At 67.4% G+C, this 15,563-nt stretch carries 11 protein-coding genes; 4 read left to right on the top strand and 7 right to left on the bottom strand.

Annotation, left to right across the window (positions count from 1 at the left end; all coding sequences use genetic code 11):
* Nucleotides 1-54 precede the first annotated feature (54 nt).
* Entirely contained in the window at nt 55-1,752 is a 1,698-nt protein-coding gene (gene nadE, locus GBZ48_RS25250) for an NAD(+) synthase (RefSeq protein ID WP_174473537.1), read from the bottom strand.
* Between the two features lie 264 nt (nt 1,753-2,016).
* Here nadE and GBZ48_RS25245 point away from each other — a divergent pair, with 264 nt between their 5' ends.
* Entirely contained in the window at nt 2,017-3,000 is a 984-nt protein-coding gene (locus GBZ48_RS25245; RefSeq protein ID WP_246307445.1) for a hypothetical protein, read from the top strand.
* A 153-nt stretch (nt 3,001-3,153) separates the two neighbouring features.
* Nucleotides 3,154-3,564, top strand: coding sequence for a nuclear transport factor 2 family protein (locus GBZ48_RS25240; RefSeq protein WP_109051615.1), 411 nt, complete (start codon nt 3,154-3,156; stop codon nt 3,562-3,564).
* Between the two features lie 27 nt (nt 3,565-3,591).
* Here GBZ48_RS25240 and GBZ48_RS25235 read toward each other — a convergent pair whose 3' ends face one another.
* From GBZ48_RS25235 to GBZ48_RS25225, 3 genes are all read right to left on the bottom strand, one after another.
* Nucleotides 3,592-4,815 (bottom strand): serine hydrolase domain-containing protein, encoded by a 1,224-nt coding sequence (locus GBZ48_RS25235; RefSeq protein ID WP_174473535.1) that lies wholly within the window; start codon nt 4,813-4,815, stop codon nt 3,592-3,594.
* 182 nt (nt 4,816-4,997) lie between these two features.
* Nucleotides 4,998-6,740, bottom strand: a complete 1,743-nt coding sequence (locus GBZ48_RS25230) for an ArnT family glycosyltransferase (RefSeq protein ID WP_174473534.1) — start codon at nt 6,738-6,740, stop codon at nt 4,998-5,000.
* The gene (locus GBZ48_RS25225; RefSeq protein ID WP_174473533.1) at nt 6,737-7,858 is read right to left on the bottom strand and encodes a glycosyltransferase family 2 protein; all 1,122 of its coding nucleotides are present in this window, start codon (nt 7,856-7,858) and stop codon (nt 6,737-6,739) included. The genes GBZ48_RS25230 and GBZ48_RS25225 overlap by 4 nt, the downstream gene beginning before the upstream one ends.
* A 412-nt stretch (nt 7,859-8,270) precedes the next feature.
* Between GBZ48_RS25225 and GBZ48_RS25220 the strand changes: the two genes are divergently transcribed.
* Nucleotides 8,271-10,280: a HAMP domain-containing methyl-accepting chemotaxis protein gene (locus GBZ48_RS25220; RefSeq protein WP_174473532.1), complete on the top strand. Its 2,010-nt coding sequence runs from the start codon at nt 8,271-8,273 to the stop codon at nt 10,278-10,280.
* A gap of 160 nt (nt 10,281-10,440) precedes the next feature.
* Entirely contained in the window at nt 10,441-11,106 is a 666-nt protein-coding gene (locus tag GBZ48_RS25215) for an elongation factor P hydroxylase (protein WP_174473531.1), read from the top strand.
* 82 nt (nt 11,107-11,188) lie between these two features.
* Here GBZ48_RS25215 and GBZ48_RS25210 read toward each other — a convergent pair whose 3' ends face one another.
* The 3 genes from GBZ48_RS25210 to GBZ48_RS25200 form a co-directional block, all read right to left on the bottom strand.
* Entirely contained in the window at nt 11,189-12,886 is a 1,698-nt protein-coding gene (locus GBZ48_RS25210) for a methyl-accepting chemotaxis protein (RefSeq protein WP_174473530.1), read from the bottom strand.
* Between the two features lie 622 nt (nt 12,887-13,508).
* Complete coding sequence (locus GBZ48_RS25205; protein WP_174473529.1) at nt 13,509-14,453, bottom strand: AEC family transporter; 945 nt, start codon at nt 14,451-14,453, stop codon at nt 13,509-13,511.
* An 82-nt stretch (nt 14,454-14,535) separates the two neighbouring features.
* Nucleotides 14,536-15,204, bottom strand: coding sequence for an RraA family protein (locus tag GBZ48_RS25200; protein ID WP_109445775.1), 669 nt, complete (start codon nt 15,202-15,204; stop codon nt 14,536-14,538).
* Nucleotides 15,205-15,563 lie beyond the last annotated feature (359 nt).

Raw genomic sequence — 15,563 nt, 5'->3', positions numbered from 1 at the left:
CCGCGAGACTTCGAAACGGGTGTGAAGGGGGCTGCCCCCTTCCACCCGCCCGCTCTACAGCAGATCGGTGAAGTCGCCGGCAATCGGAAAGCGCCGCAACCGCACCGTTGACCGGCGGGACACACGCGGCCCCGGCGGAGCCCCGCGGCGGCCTGCTTCCGCCCGAGCCATCAATCGCCAGACCGCCGCCACCGTCTCCGATGCATGACCGCGCGTCATGAGATCGGCCGGCGACAGCCCGCCATCGAGCAAGCCGGCCAGCAGATCGTCCAACGCCTCCGCCGGCGGCAGCCCGGCCGGAGTTTCAGCCTTCATCCGACGCGTCAGCACCCGCTCCGGGACAACCAGCCCGGCTGGCCCGCGCGATGCCGCCGGCTGGTTGCGGTTGCGCCAGCGCGCCAGTTCCAGTACCGCCGTCTTCGGCACGTCGGCCAGCACGGCATAGCCGCAACCCGTCTCCTCCGGCGCAAGGCCGAGCAACCGGTCGGTACGGTCCACGCTCGACAGCAGCAAGGCCCCCATCCGCTCCGCCAGCGCCGCCAGAGTTGCGGCACGCAGACGGGCATGCATCCGCTCCACCGCCATGGCCGGATCGCGGCCGGCGAAGGCCGGGGCCAACAGCGAGTCGGCAGCCTTCAGCAGCGGCGCCAGCGCGACATTGTCGAGGCGGCAGCCCAGCAGTTCCACGATTTCCGCCGCGTCGTCCAGACTGTCGGCCAGGGCACCGGCAAGATCAGCGTCCGGGCCGCCCGGCAGCGGTGCCCGGACCGCCAGGACCCGCTCCGGCCCCAACGCGTCGACGGCGATGGCGGCGACAAGCGCCGAGTCCAGACCGCCGGTCAGACCGACCGCCACACCCGGCGCGCCGGATTTCGTTACGGCATCATGCAGACCCAGCACCAGCGCGCCATAGAGCGCCTCAGTTCCTTCAGCCGGAGCAATCGTTTCGGCCTCAGAACTGTCCCAGCCATCATCGTCTCCGCGTTCCCACCGGGTCAGCAGAAGATGTTCGGCGAACAGCGGAGCCTGGGCGACCAGCCGCCCGCCGGGGGCGAGCGCGAAGCTGCCGCCGTCGAACACCCGCTCGTCCTGCCCGCCGATCAGGTTCACGGCGGCCAGCGGCAACCCGCATTCCACCACCCGCGCGACGCCGGCATGAATCCGCTGGTCGGCGCGGCCAGGAGCGAAGGGACTTGCCAGCATGGCGACCAGCAGCTCGGCACCGCTTTCCGCCAGCGTTTCTGCAACGTCGCCGGTGGTCAGGTCGCCGCCGACCAGCAGGCCGATCCGCACTCCGCGAACATTCACCGGACCCGGCATCGGACCGCTATCAAAACGATCCTCCTCCGGCCCACCGATTTCACCGGAATCCATTACGGCCTGGAAACGAATCGCAGCGATTCTCCCACCATCCAGCAACAGCGCGGCATTGTGACGCTTCGATCCGTCGCGTCCCAAATCCCCAGGCACCGAATCCCCATGCCAGGGCGCGCCAACCAGCAAGGCCGGGCCACCGTCGGCGGTGTCCTCCGCCAGCGCCTGCACCGTTGCCTCCACCGTGTCGAGGAAGGCAGGAAGTGCAGCCAGATCCAGCAACGGGGCACCGGACAGGCCGGCAGCGGGACAGACGACCAGATCGGCACCGCGTGCCGCGGCCTCAGCCCTTACGGCACGGAGTCGGTCGGCATTCGCGGCGAGGTTGCCGGCGGCGGGATTGATCTGGGCGAGGGCTATGGACAGGTGGTCGGTCATGATGGCTGGCTCCCTTCTTCCGGGTCCTTTGGCGACAAGGGTAGCAGCCCCTTCTCCATGGTGAAAGCCGCGCCTCGTCGCAGCTCATCACGCAGGCGGAACAAGTGGTACCAAGACATCGGATGAAGTTTCACAGTCGTCGATACTTAGTAAGGAAACGAATTTGTTTCAATCATTGAAAGAAATCCATGAAATTAACAAACGGTAAAGGTTGCCGGCGCCATGCTTCCGCTTGCACACAAACAACGCGATGCGGGGGCATCCATGTACTACGCGGAGCTCAGCGGCCCGAGCGGCAAACCGTCGGTGCTGTCCACGGCTGTGCAGAACGGTTCGTCAAAGACGGCCGGCACGGTGAAGGACGCGCTGGCCAAATCGGACGCGAAAACGGTGGACGGCGACAAGGCAGACAAGAAGTCCCAATCGCCGGCCTACACCATCAGCCAGTCGATGGAATCGCTGCTGGACAGCATGACCGGCAAGAGCGGCACCCAGGCAGCGGGCGGGGCAGCGGGCGGGGGTGGCGCCCTGGCCTCCGGCAGCGGCGTGGACCGTGCAAAGCAGGCCCAGTCGCTGATGCAGTCGGCACTGGACCACGGCAAGGGCCTGGCCGGCATGTTCGGCAAGGGCATCGACGCCCTGAAGCAGGGGCTCGGCGATACGCTGAGTGCGCTCGGCGTTCCGCAGAACCGGATCGACGACGCGGTGAAGGGCTTCGGCGACGGGCTGAAGTCCAAGCTGGACGGCATGAACCTCAGCGACCTGTCGGTGGACATGCAGGCCACCCAGTCCCAGTGGTCGATCGAGTCGCATGGGATCGACCTGGAAATCCAGGACGGCGACCGCAGCGTCAAGATCTCCTTCGCGAAATCGACCCTGGACTTCCGCCGCGACGACCAGCGCCTGCAGGCTTCCCTGGGCAAGGGCGGCGATATGGCGCTCAGCGCCACCGGCATGACCACCACCGCCACCGGCGAGTCGACCGGCATGATCGTGCGGTCGGAAGGCTTCAGCGAGGATGAGATCAAGGACATCCTCGGCAAGCTGAACGACATGGCCGCCAAAGGCGGCGGCGGCGACGGGATGAAGGGGCTGGCGGTGTTGAAGCCGACCACCTCGAAGGACGGCGTCACCCACCTGACGCTCGACCTGTCCAATCCGATCGCCGGGCTGTCGGCCGGGAAGAGCGGGACGGCGGCCACCGCCGCGACTCCCGCAAAGTCGCAGGGCGTCGATCTGACTGCCTGAGCCGGTCCGATGCGTTCATTGTCACAGCGCCGGCCCGGATCCGTCCGGACCGGCGCTTGCCCATGAGTGATGGCTTCTTTACAAGCGGTCCCGGTGCCGGCCCGCCGGGCCGGGCGCCGTCCGACCTCCCGGAACCATCGCCCGGATGAAGACATGACCGACCGCGACACGCTGCTGGCCCTGAACCAAGCCTTCTACAGGGCCTTCACCAACCGCGACGCCGCCGCGATGGAAGCCCTGTGGGCGGAAACGCTGCCCGTCTCCTGCATCCATCCCGGCTGGACCGCCCTGTTCGGACGCGACGCCGTGCTGACCAGCTGGCGCGACGTTCTGCGCACACCCAGCGGCATCACGGTGGCGGCCCGAAACGAACGGGTCACGCTGCACGGCGACACAGCGCTGGTGGTTTGCGAGGAAACGCTGGGCGATGCCGTCCTGGCCGCCACCAACCTGTTTGCCCGCGAAAAGGGCAACTGGCGTCTCGCCCATCATCAGGCAGGTCCCATCGCCCCGGCCCGCGCCGATGTCGAGATCCCGGTCAAGCCGCTGCGGCGCCTGCACTGAACCGGGCCGCAGCTTCATGACAGGGCCTCAGGGCAGGCTCGCCACCTCCGGCCGCGCTTCCAGACGACGGACGAGGTCGATCACCACATGGTCGGCGGCGACCTGATCGGGATCGCTGTTGGTCAGGGCCACAACGCCCCAGCGATGCGCCTTCGAGAAGGCGATATAGGCGTTGAAGCCGCCGGTGGAGCCGGAATGCCAATGGATCGGCGTGCCGTCCGTGGCCCAGGCGACGAACCATCCGAGCGCCATCGCCCCGCTTCCCAGGCTGCCAGGATCTGCCAGCGACCGGCCGTCGACCTGCACCGATTGCGCCAGCGCCAGGGTGGCCGCCACCGGCGGCGCACAGCCGTGACCGGCCGGCCCGACGGCGGCACCGCCTGGGCAATCGCCGAGATTGGCGGAAAGCCAGCGCAGCAGATCGTCGGCCGAGGAATAGAGGCCGAAGGCGGGCAGCATCGCCGGCGCCTCCCAATCCGGCACGGTCCGGCCACGGGCATGGCCCGCCGCCTTGCGCATCCGCTGCTCCGCCGTCGGGTGCAGGGTGGTGTCGCGCAGCCCGAACCGATCGGTCACCACCCGTTTCAGCAAGGTCTCGTAAGGTTGGCCGGCCGCTGCCGCCAGCGCCTCGCCCAGCACCGACATGCCGGCATTGGAATAGCTGAAACGCACGCCCGGCGGCACCGGCAGCCGGTAATCGGACAGCCACAGCGCCAACTCGCCCCGCGACAGCGGCTTGTAGGGATTGCGCGGATCCTCCAGCCGGCTCCAGGAGAAGCGGGGGGTTTCCGGCACGTTCGGCAGGCCGGCGGTGTGGGTGGCGAGATCGCGCAGCCGGATCGGACGGCCGTCATAGTCCGGCACATGGGCGACCTGCACCGCGCCGACCCGGCGCAGATGGCGCTGAAGCGGGTCGGCGGGGTCGACGCGGCCCTCCCGCATCAGTTCCGCCATGATGGTGCCGGTGAAGGGCTTGGTCAGCGACGCGATCTGGAACAGGGTGCGCCCGTCGGCCGGCCCGCCATCCGGCCGCCCGGCATCGCCACGCCCGACCACCAGCGTCCGGCCGTCGCGGATGACGCCGACCACCAGGCTGCCGGTTCCGGCCGCCGGCTGCCGCCCCTCCACCGCACGGGTGACCGCATCGACCAACGGGTCGGGAGCCCGGTCAAGGCCGATGGCCCCGGTCGGACCGAGCGGAACGCTCCACAGCAGCAGGCACAAAGCGCCCCAAAGCAGTCCGCGCCGCATGCACACCTCCGCCCGCTCCCAATCGCGAGCCTGGAGAGTGGGCAGACGTACGGCGGGCGGACAGGGCCGCGAAGGGCGATGCGGCGAAAGACGGGGCGGGAGCCGCCGGGGTACTCCCCAACTGTCCCATCGCCGCCCATCAGGTCAGGCTTGGCAGGCCAGCGTTGGTTATCCGGCCGCGGCTATTCGGTGGGGATTTCGGCCCTTGGCGGACGGCGGTCCTTGACCACCGACAGCGGCACGTCGTCGGCGGCGATCTCCAGGATCGGATGGCCGTCCAACAGGGACGGACAACGCTTCACCTGGGTGAAGGCCAGGAAGAAATCCGCCTTGCGCCAATCCGGTTCAATTCCGTTCACCAGACGCAGCCAGGGCGGCAACTCGAACCGGACCGCCAGCGTGTTGCCGCAGACGGTCAGCGTGTATTGCCGCGGCGGGGCATGGCCATCGTTCTCGCGCTCGACATACTCGACCAGTTCCTGAAGCGCCTCGTGCAGGGAGTTGCCCCAGTAATCCAGTTCGAACCGGCCATCGGCGCCGCGTACGCCCCCGACGAACTGATTGTAATAGACGTACTGGTTCGGATGCATGGCGCCCAGCTGCCATGCGTACACCACGGCGACCACGGTCATCGCGGCGGCGAACCCCTGCCCCAGCGCCCGGCCGCCGCGCTGTGACAGCGTCCACAGCCGGTCGGCCGCGATGGCGGCCATCACCACGAACGGCGGCGCCAGGAACAGGAAATGGCGGATGCCGTTGTAGACGGACGGCCGCATCAAAACGAACAGCAGGATCGGCAGGAAGCCAGCCAGCACCAGCGGGGTATAGCGGACCACGGTGAAGGCGCCGGCGCGCCGCCAGCCGCCGCGCGCCAGCCACACCGCCGCCATGAGGACCGCGGCCCCGACGCCGATCACCACCGCCTCCGGCAGCTTCACCGCCAGATAGACCGGGAGGTACAGGGCGGGCGGATCGTTCGAATGGACCAGTTCGCCCATGAAAAGCGTCTGGATGTCGATCGGAAAGTGGGAGACGACGCGCAGCGCCTCCAGCGGGTTGCGGAATGGCCGCTGCACCACCCAGGGCCAGAACACAGCCATGATGGCGTAGGCGACCGGGATCGCCGGCCACAGGGACAGGAAGGCGCGCCGCGCATCGGCCAGCGCCCAGCGGTGCCCCTCCTGCCGGGTGACCAGCGCGAAATGCAGCGCCATGGCGACCGCCAGATAGAAGCCGGCCAGCACCGCGCCGACGCGGATCGCCAGCGTCATGCCCAGCACCAGCCCGAACTTCAGCACGGCGCTCCGGCTGGGACGCGGCATCTGCTTCAGGATGCGGGTGGCGAAATAGAGCGTCCACACCATGCCGGCCGCGAAGGGCACGTCCTTGGTGTTGTTGAACATGGCGCCGTAATAGACGCCGCTCAGCGACAGCAGGGCCGCCGCGATGAAGCCGGCGCGCGGACCGGCCAGCAGCCGGGTGTAACGCCAGGTTCCGGCGATGCCCAGCACGCCGACCAGCGCGCAGAGCAGGTGCCGCGTCTCGTATTCCTCGAAGGGGGAGAAGGGCACGATCACGGCGGTGACGAGGTCGAACAGCCCGCCGTAATAGGCCAGATCCTTGAAATGGAAGGCCGACCGGTCCTGGAAGCCGCTGAGGTAATAAGACAGCAGCTTCTTGCCGTAGATGTGCTGGACCTCCTCGTCGGTGCTGATGCCGTAGCTGAGGAAGGTCAGCGCCGCCAGGATCAGCACGCCCAGGAGAAGCGCACGCGACAGCCCGTCCCACAGGGCCGCCTCGCCACGCGGCAGCGCGCGGCCGGCCGCCGTGGCGGTGGAGGGTGCGGCGGTGGCAGGACGCGGGCGGCGAGCGGCGCCACCGGCACCCTCCCCGTCGCCGGTGTCCAGACGGGTCTCGATGCTCATCGGCGCGGCTCCTGCCCCGCTGTTCCGTCGCCGAAGCTTTCGCCGACAGGGTCCAGATCATGCTCGTGCCGGCCGTCCGCCGGACCGAAGCCGTGGGCCGAGCGGACGATGAACAGCGGACGCCCCTTCACCTCGGCGAAGACACGGCCCAGATAGTCGCCGATGATGCCCAGGGTGATCAACTGGAGGCCGCCCAGGAACAGCACGGCGACCAGCAGAGATTCATAGCCCGGCACGTCGATGCCGTGGATCAGCGTGCGGATCAGGCGGATCAGGATATAGACGAAGGCGACGCCGGACACCGCCATGCCGACCAGACTCCACACCCGCAACGGGAAGGTGGAGAAGGCGGTCAGCCCGTCGAAGGACAGGCGCAGCAGCTTGACGAAGCCCCATTTGGTATCGCCGCCGGCGCGCTCGCCCTGCTCGTAGGGGATCGCGGCCTGACGGAAGCCGACCCAGGCGAAGATGCCCTTCATGAAGCGCGTGCGCTCCGGCATCCGGTTGATGACCTCGACGACGCGACGGTCCATCAGGCGAAAATCGCCGACCTCGCGCGGCAGCTTGATCTCCGACAGATGGTCGAAGACCCAGTAGAACAGGCGGGCAAACAGCCGGTGCTTCAGGCTCTGCCCGACACGGGCATGGCGCACCGCGACCACCACGTCGAAACCCTCGCGCCACTTGGCGATGAAAGCTGGCAGCAGTTCCGGCGGATGCTGCAGGTCGGCGTCCATGGGCACGATGGCGTCGCCGGTGGTGTGGCTGAGCCCGGCGGACAGCGCCAGTTCCTTGCCGAAATTACGGGACAGGTCGACGACCTTCACCCGAGGCTCGCGGTCATGGACGTCCAGCAGCCGGTCGACGGTGTCGTCGCGGCTTCCGTCGTTGACGCACACCACCTCCCAATCCATACCGAGTCCGTCCAGCACCGGCACCAGCCGGGCGAACAGGGCGGCGATGTTGGGCCCCTCGTTGTAGAAGGGAATGACGACCGACAGGCAGCCGCGCCGTGGACGGCCGTATCGGTCCGCCGGAGGGCGACTGGCCGCAGAACGGGCGGGAACGGTGCGGGCATCCGGGGAAGCCGCGGAAAAGGGCGCGTCGGGAATGGACATGGCCAGCCGTCGGATCAAAGCGTCAGGGACCGGGAGATGAGGGGATCGGCGACGACCCCGGACGGCCGCTGCGCCCTTTGGCATATATCACGATACGGGGGGATGTTCAAAATGCCTCTCCTGTGACCGCCGCGGCACAAAAAATGGACTGTTCGCCCGTGAAAGCGTCCGGACACCCGCCACCCGCAGTCCAACGAAACAGGCAAACATCCGGCGTTGCGGTTTATTCCAACGATGCGGAACGACTGCTTTCCCCTAGGTCATTCATGGGTCTCTTCGGTTATCGGCGCGCAAGGCCGGTCCATACCGGGGCATGTGGCATGCTTCCTGAAACCGGCCTTTTGGAACAGGTCGCTATCACTGACCTTTTCAGGTTCCGCGCAGCACCCCCGTGCCGATGGAGGCCCCGGCCATGAGCCTTTTCAATCGCTTTTCCGTAGGAACGAAGATCACGGCGGCCAGCGCCGGCATTCTGGTGTTCCTGGTGCTGATCGGCGGCATCGGCGTGGCGGCCCTGTCGGAGGTCGGCGGCGCAGTGGACACCTACCGCCAGCTCGGCCAGCAGACCAACGAGCTGGGGCGCATCCAGGCCCTGATGCTGGAGATGCGCCAGCAGGCCACCCGCTTCCTGCTGACCGGGGATCCGGAGGTCGGCGCGACTGTCCGGCGCACGGCGCAGGAGGCGGCGCAGACCATCGACAAGACCCGCGCTTTGGTCACCGACCCTGCCCTGTTGCAGACCGCCGACCATATGGCGCAGGAGATCGCCCAATACCAGGAGGCCTTCGCTGCTGCGATGGATTTCCAGGCCCAGCGCAGCAAGGCCATCTCCGAACTGGACGAGATCGGCCCGCGGCTGGAAAGCGCGCTGGACAACATCATGGACAGCGCCAGCACCGGGGGCGATACCGACGCCGCCTATTTGGCAGGCATGGCGCTGCGCCACATGCTGTCGGCCCGCATTTCGGCGACCCGCTACAACATTGACGGCTCTCCGGCGCTAGCCAGCCAGACCCGGTCCCAGTTCACCGATGCCGCCAGCCGTGGCGGTGCCATGATGGCGAAGCTGACCGACATGGACCGCCGCAAGATGGCGATGTCCTACACCGCCATGCTGCGCGTCTACATCACCGGCTTCAACGGCGTGGTCAAGGCGACCACCGAACGTGACAGGCTGGTCAAGGAGGTGCTGATCCCCGTCGGCGACTCCATCGCCAAGGAGGCGGAGCAGCTGACGGTGGCGAGCGTCGACGCCCAGAAAAGCCTGGGCATGGCAACCGGCACCTTCATCGATAAGGCGCGCGGCGGGATGACGATCGCCTCCCTGATCGCAGTGGTGCTGGGGCTGGCGACGGCGCTGCTGATCGGCCGCGGGTTGTCGCGACCAGTGGTGGCGATGACCGACCGCATGACCCGTTTGGCCGGCGGCGACCGCAGCGTCGACATTCCCGGCCTGCAGCGCGCCGACGAGATCGGCGGCATGGCCAAAGCCCTGCAGGTGTTCAAGGACAGCCTGATCGAGAGCGACCGGCTGGCCGAGTCCCAGCGCGCCGACCACGAGGCCCAGCGCAGCCGCGGCGAGCGCATCGACCGGCTGACCCAGGAGTTCGACCGGCTGGTGCTGCAGGCGCTGGGCCGGGTGTCGGCAGCGGCAACGCAGTTGCAGGCGACCGCCCAGACCATGTCGGCAACCGCGGAGCAGACCACCCGGCAGGCCGATGCGGTCGCTAACGCCTCGCTTGATGCGACCGGCAATGTCGAAACGGTGGCCGCCGCGACGGAGGAACTGACCGCCTCCATCGCCGAGATCGGCCGGCAGGTGGCGGAAAGCACCCGGATTGCCGGACAGGCGGTTGCCACCGCCGAGAAGACCGACGGCACCGTCCGCGGGCTGGTCGACGCCGCCCAGCGCATCGGCGAGGTGGTCCAGCTGATCACCGACATCGCCAGCCAGACCAACCTGCTGGCGCTGAACGCCACCATCGAGGCGGCGCGCGCCGGCGAAGCGGGCAAGGGCTTCGCCGTGGTCGCCAGCGAGGTGAAAAGCCTCGCCAGCCAGACCGCCAAGGCGACCGAGGAGATCGGCAGCCAGATCGCCGGTATCCAGGACATCAGCCGGCAGGCGGCGGGCGCCATCGCCGAGATCGGCCGGGTGATCGCCGAGATCAACCACATCTCCACCACCATTGCCGCCGCGGTGGAGGAACAGGGTGCCGCGACCAAGGAGATCAGCCGCAACGTCCAGCAGGCGGCGCGCGGCACGCAGCAGGTGTCCGGCAACATCGCCGGCGTGTCGGAAGCCGCGGCCTCCACCGGCGATGCCTCACGCGAGGTGCTGACCGCCGCCGACGGGCTGAACCACGAGGCGACCGACCTGCGCGGCTTCGTGTCGCGCTTCCTGTCCGACATGCGCGCAGCGTAAGAAACCGCAACCATCCCAAGCGGCACCATGACAGTTATGGCGCCGGCAGGACCCGAAAAGACCGGGACTTGCCGGCGCCATTGTCTTGCCGGGCAGCCCTGCTGCTCTGCACGGTTACATTCCCCTTGCGCCGGGACGTCCCCTTGGGCACATAGGCCCCATGATCCTGACCCCCATCGCCATCGACGACATGCCGAAGGCCATCGCCGCCTTCGACGCCCATCTGGACGGCCATGCCCAAGCGCGCGCCGCCTTCCGCCGGATCGCCGCGACCTGGCCCGTGCGGCCGGACGACGAACCCGGTGGTGGCGTCGACACGCCGGCCCACCGGGCGGACGCGGTGCGGCTGGCCCATGCCCATGGCATCGACACGCTGGACGAACCGCCCAGCCGCTCCTTCATGTGGGACGGCAAGGTGATCCGCACCGATGTCGAGGCGACGGTGATCGTGCATGAGGTGGCGCACTGGCTGTGCGCGGCGCCGGAACGGCGGACGCTGATCGATTACGGCCTGGGTCCGGGCCCGGAGACCACCGCCCGCAAGGAGGCGCGCGCCGACAAGCGCCTGTGCTTCGAGGACTGCATGCATGAGGAGCAGCAGACGTCGCTGCTCGGCGTGCTGTGGGAAGTCGAACTGGGCCAGCCGGGGATTCTGGCCTTCCTGGAACAGAACTGGATGGAGCATTGGGAGCGGTCGAGCACCGCCACCTTCTTCATCCGCCATGCCGAGGAACTGTTCGCCCGAGGCCTGATCGACGCCGATGGCCGGCCAACGACGGCACGCGACTGGGCGGATGCGCGCAAGAAGGTGCTGGAGAGCGCCTGACGACTCAAAGAACCGGCAGCCAGAACGAGAAACGCCCTCTCCTGCACGATGCGGGAGAGGGCGTTTCTCGTTTTGACCCTCGCTATGCCGCGGTGATGCGGGTGATGAAGGCTTCGATCTCGTGGTCGAGACGGTTGAAGCTGCGCGACAGTTCCTCGGTCGTGTTCTGCACCGATCCGGCGGAATGGCCGGTGGTTTCGGCGGCCTGCTGGACCAGACGCATCTCCTGCATCACCGCCATGGTGTCGACGGCGGCGCGCTGGGACCGGGCGCTGATGTCGCGGGTGGCGGCGTCCTGCTCCTCCACCGCCGCGGCGACGGTGCCGAGGGACTCGTCGACCTGCCGGATGGTGCCGACGATGGCGCGGATGGCGCCGACCGCCGCATGGGTCGCGGCCTGGACCGCGGCGATTTCGGCGCCGATCTCCTCGGTTGCCTTGGCGGTCTGGTTGGCGAGGCTCTTCACCTCCTGGGCCACCACGGCGAAGCCCTTGCCGGCCTCGCCGGCGCGGGCCGCCTCGATGGTGGCGTTCAGCGCCAGCAGGTTGGTCTGGCCGGCGATGGACTGGATGAGGCCGACGACCTCTTCGATCTTGCGGCTGGCTTCGCTCAGCCCCTGCACGATGCTGTCGGTGCGGCCCGCCTCATCCACCGCGCCGCGGGCGAGTTGTGCCGACTGGCTGATGGAGCGGGTAATCTCGTCGATGGAGGCGCGGAGCTGCTCGGCGCCGGCGGCGACGCTTTCGACCTCGCTGGTCGCCTCCTGCACCGAATGGGCGACGCTGTCGCTGTGGTGGCTGGTCTGCTTGGCGTTGTCGAGCATCGAGTTGGCTTCGTTGCGCATCGACGTCGCCGACCGCACCACCTCGCCCATCATCGCCTTGACCGATGCCTCCAGGTCGTTGGCGAGCGCCGTCATCGCCTGCCGCCGCTCCTGCTCGTTGCGCAGGCGCATCGCTTCCTGCTCCCGCGAGAGTTCCTGCACGCGGACGGCGTTTTCCTTGAAGACCTGAACCGTGCGGGCCATCTGGCCGATCTCGTCGCCGCGCTCCGCAGCGGGAATGTCCGCCTCCAGGTTGCCGCGGGCCAACCGCTCCATCACGTCTGTCAGGCGCACGATCGGGCGGGCGATGTTCATGCCGATGAACAGCGCGACGCCGACCGTCACCAGCAGGGCCGCCGCAGCCACCGCCATGAAGGCCTGGGTGGTGTTGTCGACCGATGCGTTGACCTCGGCGTAGGCGTCGGTCGACACCTTGCGCTTGTAGGTCAGATAGTCGCGGCTGGTCCCCTGCAATCGGGTGTAGGCGGCCTGCACCTCCTGCAGGAAGTCCAGCGGATCGACGCCCATCTTCAACAGGTCGAGGAAGCTGCCCACCTTCGCCAGATAGGTGGCGCTGTCGGCACCGAACCGCTCGAAGAACTTCGCCTCGTCGTCGGTGTCGGCGGTGGCGCCCTTCAGGGCCTCCGACTGGCTCTTCAGCTTGCCGAGCTGGTTGCCGAGGGCCTTCATCTCTTCTTCCACCGCCTTCGGCGAGGCGTTCGCGCTGCTGAGGATCACGGTCCGGTACATGCCGGCGTGGGCCACCGTCAGGGTATCGGTCAGCCCCTGGATTTCCGCTTCCCGGGTGAAGGAACGGTTGAACAGGGCGTCGAGCAGCGTCGACTGCTGGGTGATCGCCGACCAGCCGAGCAGCGCGATCACCAGCATGCCGATGATCGCCGTCGTCGCCGGAATGGCCATCTTGACGGGGATGTGGAAGTTGTTGAGGAGGGTCATGGGGCACCTGCGTCGGCCGGCTGTCCGTGGCGCGAACGATCCGGTATGGCATTGGGGCGGAGGAACGTGCGGCTGCCGCGTGACGCCGCTCCGGTCGATGAAACCCTGCGGGGACGGACTCCCGCGCCGGTTCCGGGAATGGCATCGAGGCGGCCTGCCCGCCGGCACGGCCATCGCTGCGCCATCTCACCCGGGAAATCTTTTGCAATGATTAACGCAGTTGTTTTTATGCGAGTCTTTGATCTGACACAACTGGTACCGATTTTCTTCGGCGCCGAAGCGTTCAGAGTCTTGATCATACTATGATATGTGGCGGAAAATGTGGATTTATTGTTATCCGGAACGACATCGGCCAGTTCCTGCCACCGAAGCGTTGAACTATCATGTTCCGTGTTCTGGAAGATCAAGACACAGCCTTGCCGATATCATGATGATTAGAAATTCATACAATTAGAGGCTAACAGGGTTTTTTTCTCCTATCAATGGCGGTAGCGGCGGCCATACTGCCGCATGCAGCGTGGAGCACGCCACCGCCCCTCCGGATGAATCGTCAGATCCATCAAGTAAATTCAGCGTATTGGAAATTTCTTCGACAACACCCGTGGGCCGTTCCGGCCCGGCGTCAGCCTGCGGACGACACCATGAAGGCGATGGAAATCGACACCGGCGACAGCAGAGTGGAGATCAGCAGAGACATCGACACCACCTCACGCCCGGCATTATAGCGCTCCGCGAAAACATAGGCGTTGATGCCGATGGGCAAGGCCGCAGCGGTCACGGCCGGGGCGACCCACAGCGGCGGCAGGTCGAAAAGCTGGGTGGCCAGCAGCCAGGTCAGCAGCGGGTGCAGCCCGGTCTTCAACAACGCCACCACGGTGGCCGGCAGCACCGCACCCGAGGCCGGGCTGAGCGCCAGCGACGCCCCCAGCGTGAAGCAGGCGCAGGGAAGAACCGTCTGCGCCATCATGGTGAAGCTCTTCATCACCATGGGCGGGATCGCCAAATGGATCAAATTGACGGCCAGCCCCAAAATGACCGACACCACCAGCGGGCTGGTCAACGTCGCCTTGGCGGCGTCCAGCGTCGCCTTCACCGGCCGCCCGGCCCGGCCGTTGCGCGCCGATCGCTGGGTTTCCGCCAGCATGGTGGCCGAGGTGAACAGCAGAGGCGATTGGAAGACGATCAGCAGCATCACCGGCACCGCCACGGTCGGCCCGTAGGCCTCCATGATGATCGGCGATCCCAGCAGCGCGATGTTGGAAAAGGAGCTGGCAAGGCCGATGGGAGCGATCTGCTCCCGCCGGCCGGCCATCCGCATCCACAGCCCGCCGACCAGGAAGACCGCGACCGCCGCGATGTAGAAGGAACCCAGCACCGCCCATTCCAGCGGGTCCGGGATGTCCGCCCGCGCCATGTTGGAGAACAGCAGCGCCGGCAGCGCATAGATGCCGAGGAAACGGGAAAGCCCCTGAACCATCGCAGTGCTGAAGCCACGGTAACGCGCCGCCCAGAAGCCAAGGGCGATCAGGCCGAACATCGGCAGGACGATCTGGAAAATCAGCGACATGGACGCGGCACCATGGGGGCGGGGTCGGCAACGGTCGACAATGCGGCCGACGATGCGGGGGCTTTCCTTTACACGGTTCCGCTCAGTCGGCGGGAACGATCTCGAGCGGCGGGACGCCCAGCACGTCCACCAAGGTGGCGCCGGCCTCGATCTGCTCGGTCCATCTGCGCTCGCGCTCCAGCAGGGCGAGGCTCTGGGTCAGGGCGGCATCGGCGAAGGCCAGCGGCACCACGACCACGCCGTCCTCGTCGCCCAGGATCAGGTCGCCGGGATTGACCGGGACGCCGCCGATTGCCGCGATGACGTCCATCTTGCCGCCGAAATTCTTGTGCGGGCCGCGGGCCACGGCACCCTTGGCGAAGACCGGCAGGCCCAGCCCGCGGATTTCGTGCAGATCGCGGACCGAACCGTCGACAACCAGACCGCCCAGCGCACGCCGCTTGCAGCAGCGCACCACCCATTCGCCGGCCAGCGCCACGTCGTCCAGGCCGCCGCCGGCCACCACCACCACGTCACCCGGTTCCGCCAGGCTGACGGCGTGGTGCACCATGCTGTTGTCGCCGGGCATGGTGACGACGGTGCGGGCCTGACCGCAGATGCGCATACCGGGGACCATCGGCTTGATCCGCGAATCCATGCTCTGACACCGGTTCATCGCGTCGGAGGCGACGCTGCTGGGAACCGACGACCATTTGGCGAGGGCATCGGTGGACAGCCGGGGATAGTCGACGAGATAGCGCTGCATAGCCATGGCGGTTTCCTTTCCTGGTATCTGGGTCTTGGTATCCGGGCTTCGCATCCGGGTCGGGAGGTCGGGGTCGAAGTCCGGAGAGGCGGAGGTCGGCAGAGGCCCCCGGTGAGGGACCGTTTCTCGATTCCGGCGCGGTTGGACGGATGTGGGGCGGGGGCGGAGCCGAACCGTGCTTTCAGCCATCCCGAATTCTTGCGCCGAATTCCTGCCGGAACCACGACGGTGAAGCGGTGCCGACCGAGCGAAAGCAAATAGCCGGCGCATCCTCTCACGGGAATGTTTCTGAATTTTGACACGATTTTTCGCGGAGTGTCTTCGTTCGCCACAACCCCCGGAGCCTTAGACGCTATTTATTTAGA

The sequence above is a fragment of the Azospirillum melinis genome, from assembly GCF_013340935.1.
GTDB classification, from domain to species: domain Bacteria; phylum Pseudomonadota; class Alphaproteobacteria; order Azospirillales; family Azospirillaceae; genus Azospirillum; species Azospirillum melinis.
Note: the sequence above shows the minus strand (reverse complement) of the source record. Positions and strands in the feature narration are given on the sequence as shown.

Coding starts and splice junctions, on each gene's coding strand:
- GBZ48_RS25235 (WP_174473535.1), bottom strand. CDS start 4,815: ATGCGGCGCGGACTGCTTTGGGGCGCTTTGTGCCTGCTGCTGTGGAGC.
- GBZ48_RS25205 (WP_174473529.1), bottom strand. CDS start 14,453: ATGTCGCTGATTTTCCAGATCGTCCTGCCGATGTTCGGCCTGATCGCC.
- GBZ48_RS25210 (WP_174473530.1), bottom strand. CDS start 12,886: ATGACCCTCCTCAACAACTTCCACATCCCCGTCAAGATGGCCATTCCG.
- GBZ48_RS25220 (WP_174473532.1), top strand. CDS start 8,271: ATGAGCCTTTTCAATCGCTTTTCCGTAGGAACGAAGATCACGGCGGCC.
- GBZ48_RS25240 (WP_109051615.1), top strand. CDS start 3,154: ATGACCGACCGCGACACGCTGCTGGCCCTGAACCAAGCCTTCTACAGG.
- GBZ48_RS25200 (WP_109445775.1), bottom strand. CDS start 15,204: ATGGCTATGCAGCGCTATCTCGTCGACTATCCCCGGCTGTCCACCGAT.
- GBZ48_RS25230 (WP_174473534.1), bottom strand. CDS start 6,740: ATGAGCATCGAGACCCGTCTGGACACCGGCGACGGGGAGGGTGCCGGT.
- GBZ48_RS25215 (WP_174473531.1), top strand. CDS start 10,441: ATGATCCTGACCCCCATCGCCATCGACGACATGCCGAAGGCCATCGCC.
- GBZ48_RS25225 (WP_174473533.1), bottom strand. CDS start 7,858: ATGTCCATTCCCGACGCGCCCTTTTCCGCGGCTTCCCCGGATGCCCGC.
- nadE (WP_174473537.1), bottom strand. CDS start 1,752: ATGACCGACCACCTGTCCATAGCCCTCGCCCAGATCAATCCCGCCGCC.
- GBZ48_RS25245 (WP_246307445.1), top strand. CDS start 2,017: ATGTACTACGCGGAGCTCAGCGGCCCGAGCGGCAAACCGTCGGTGCTG.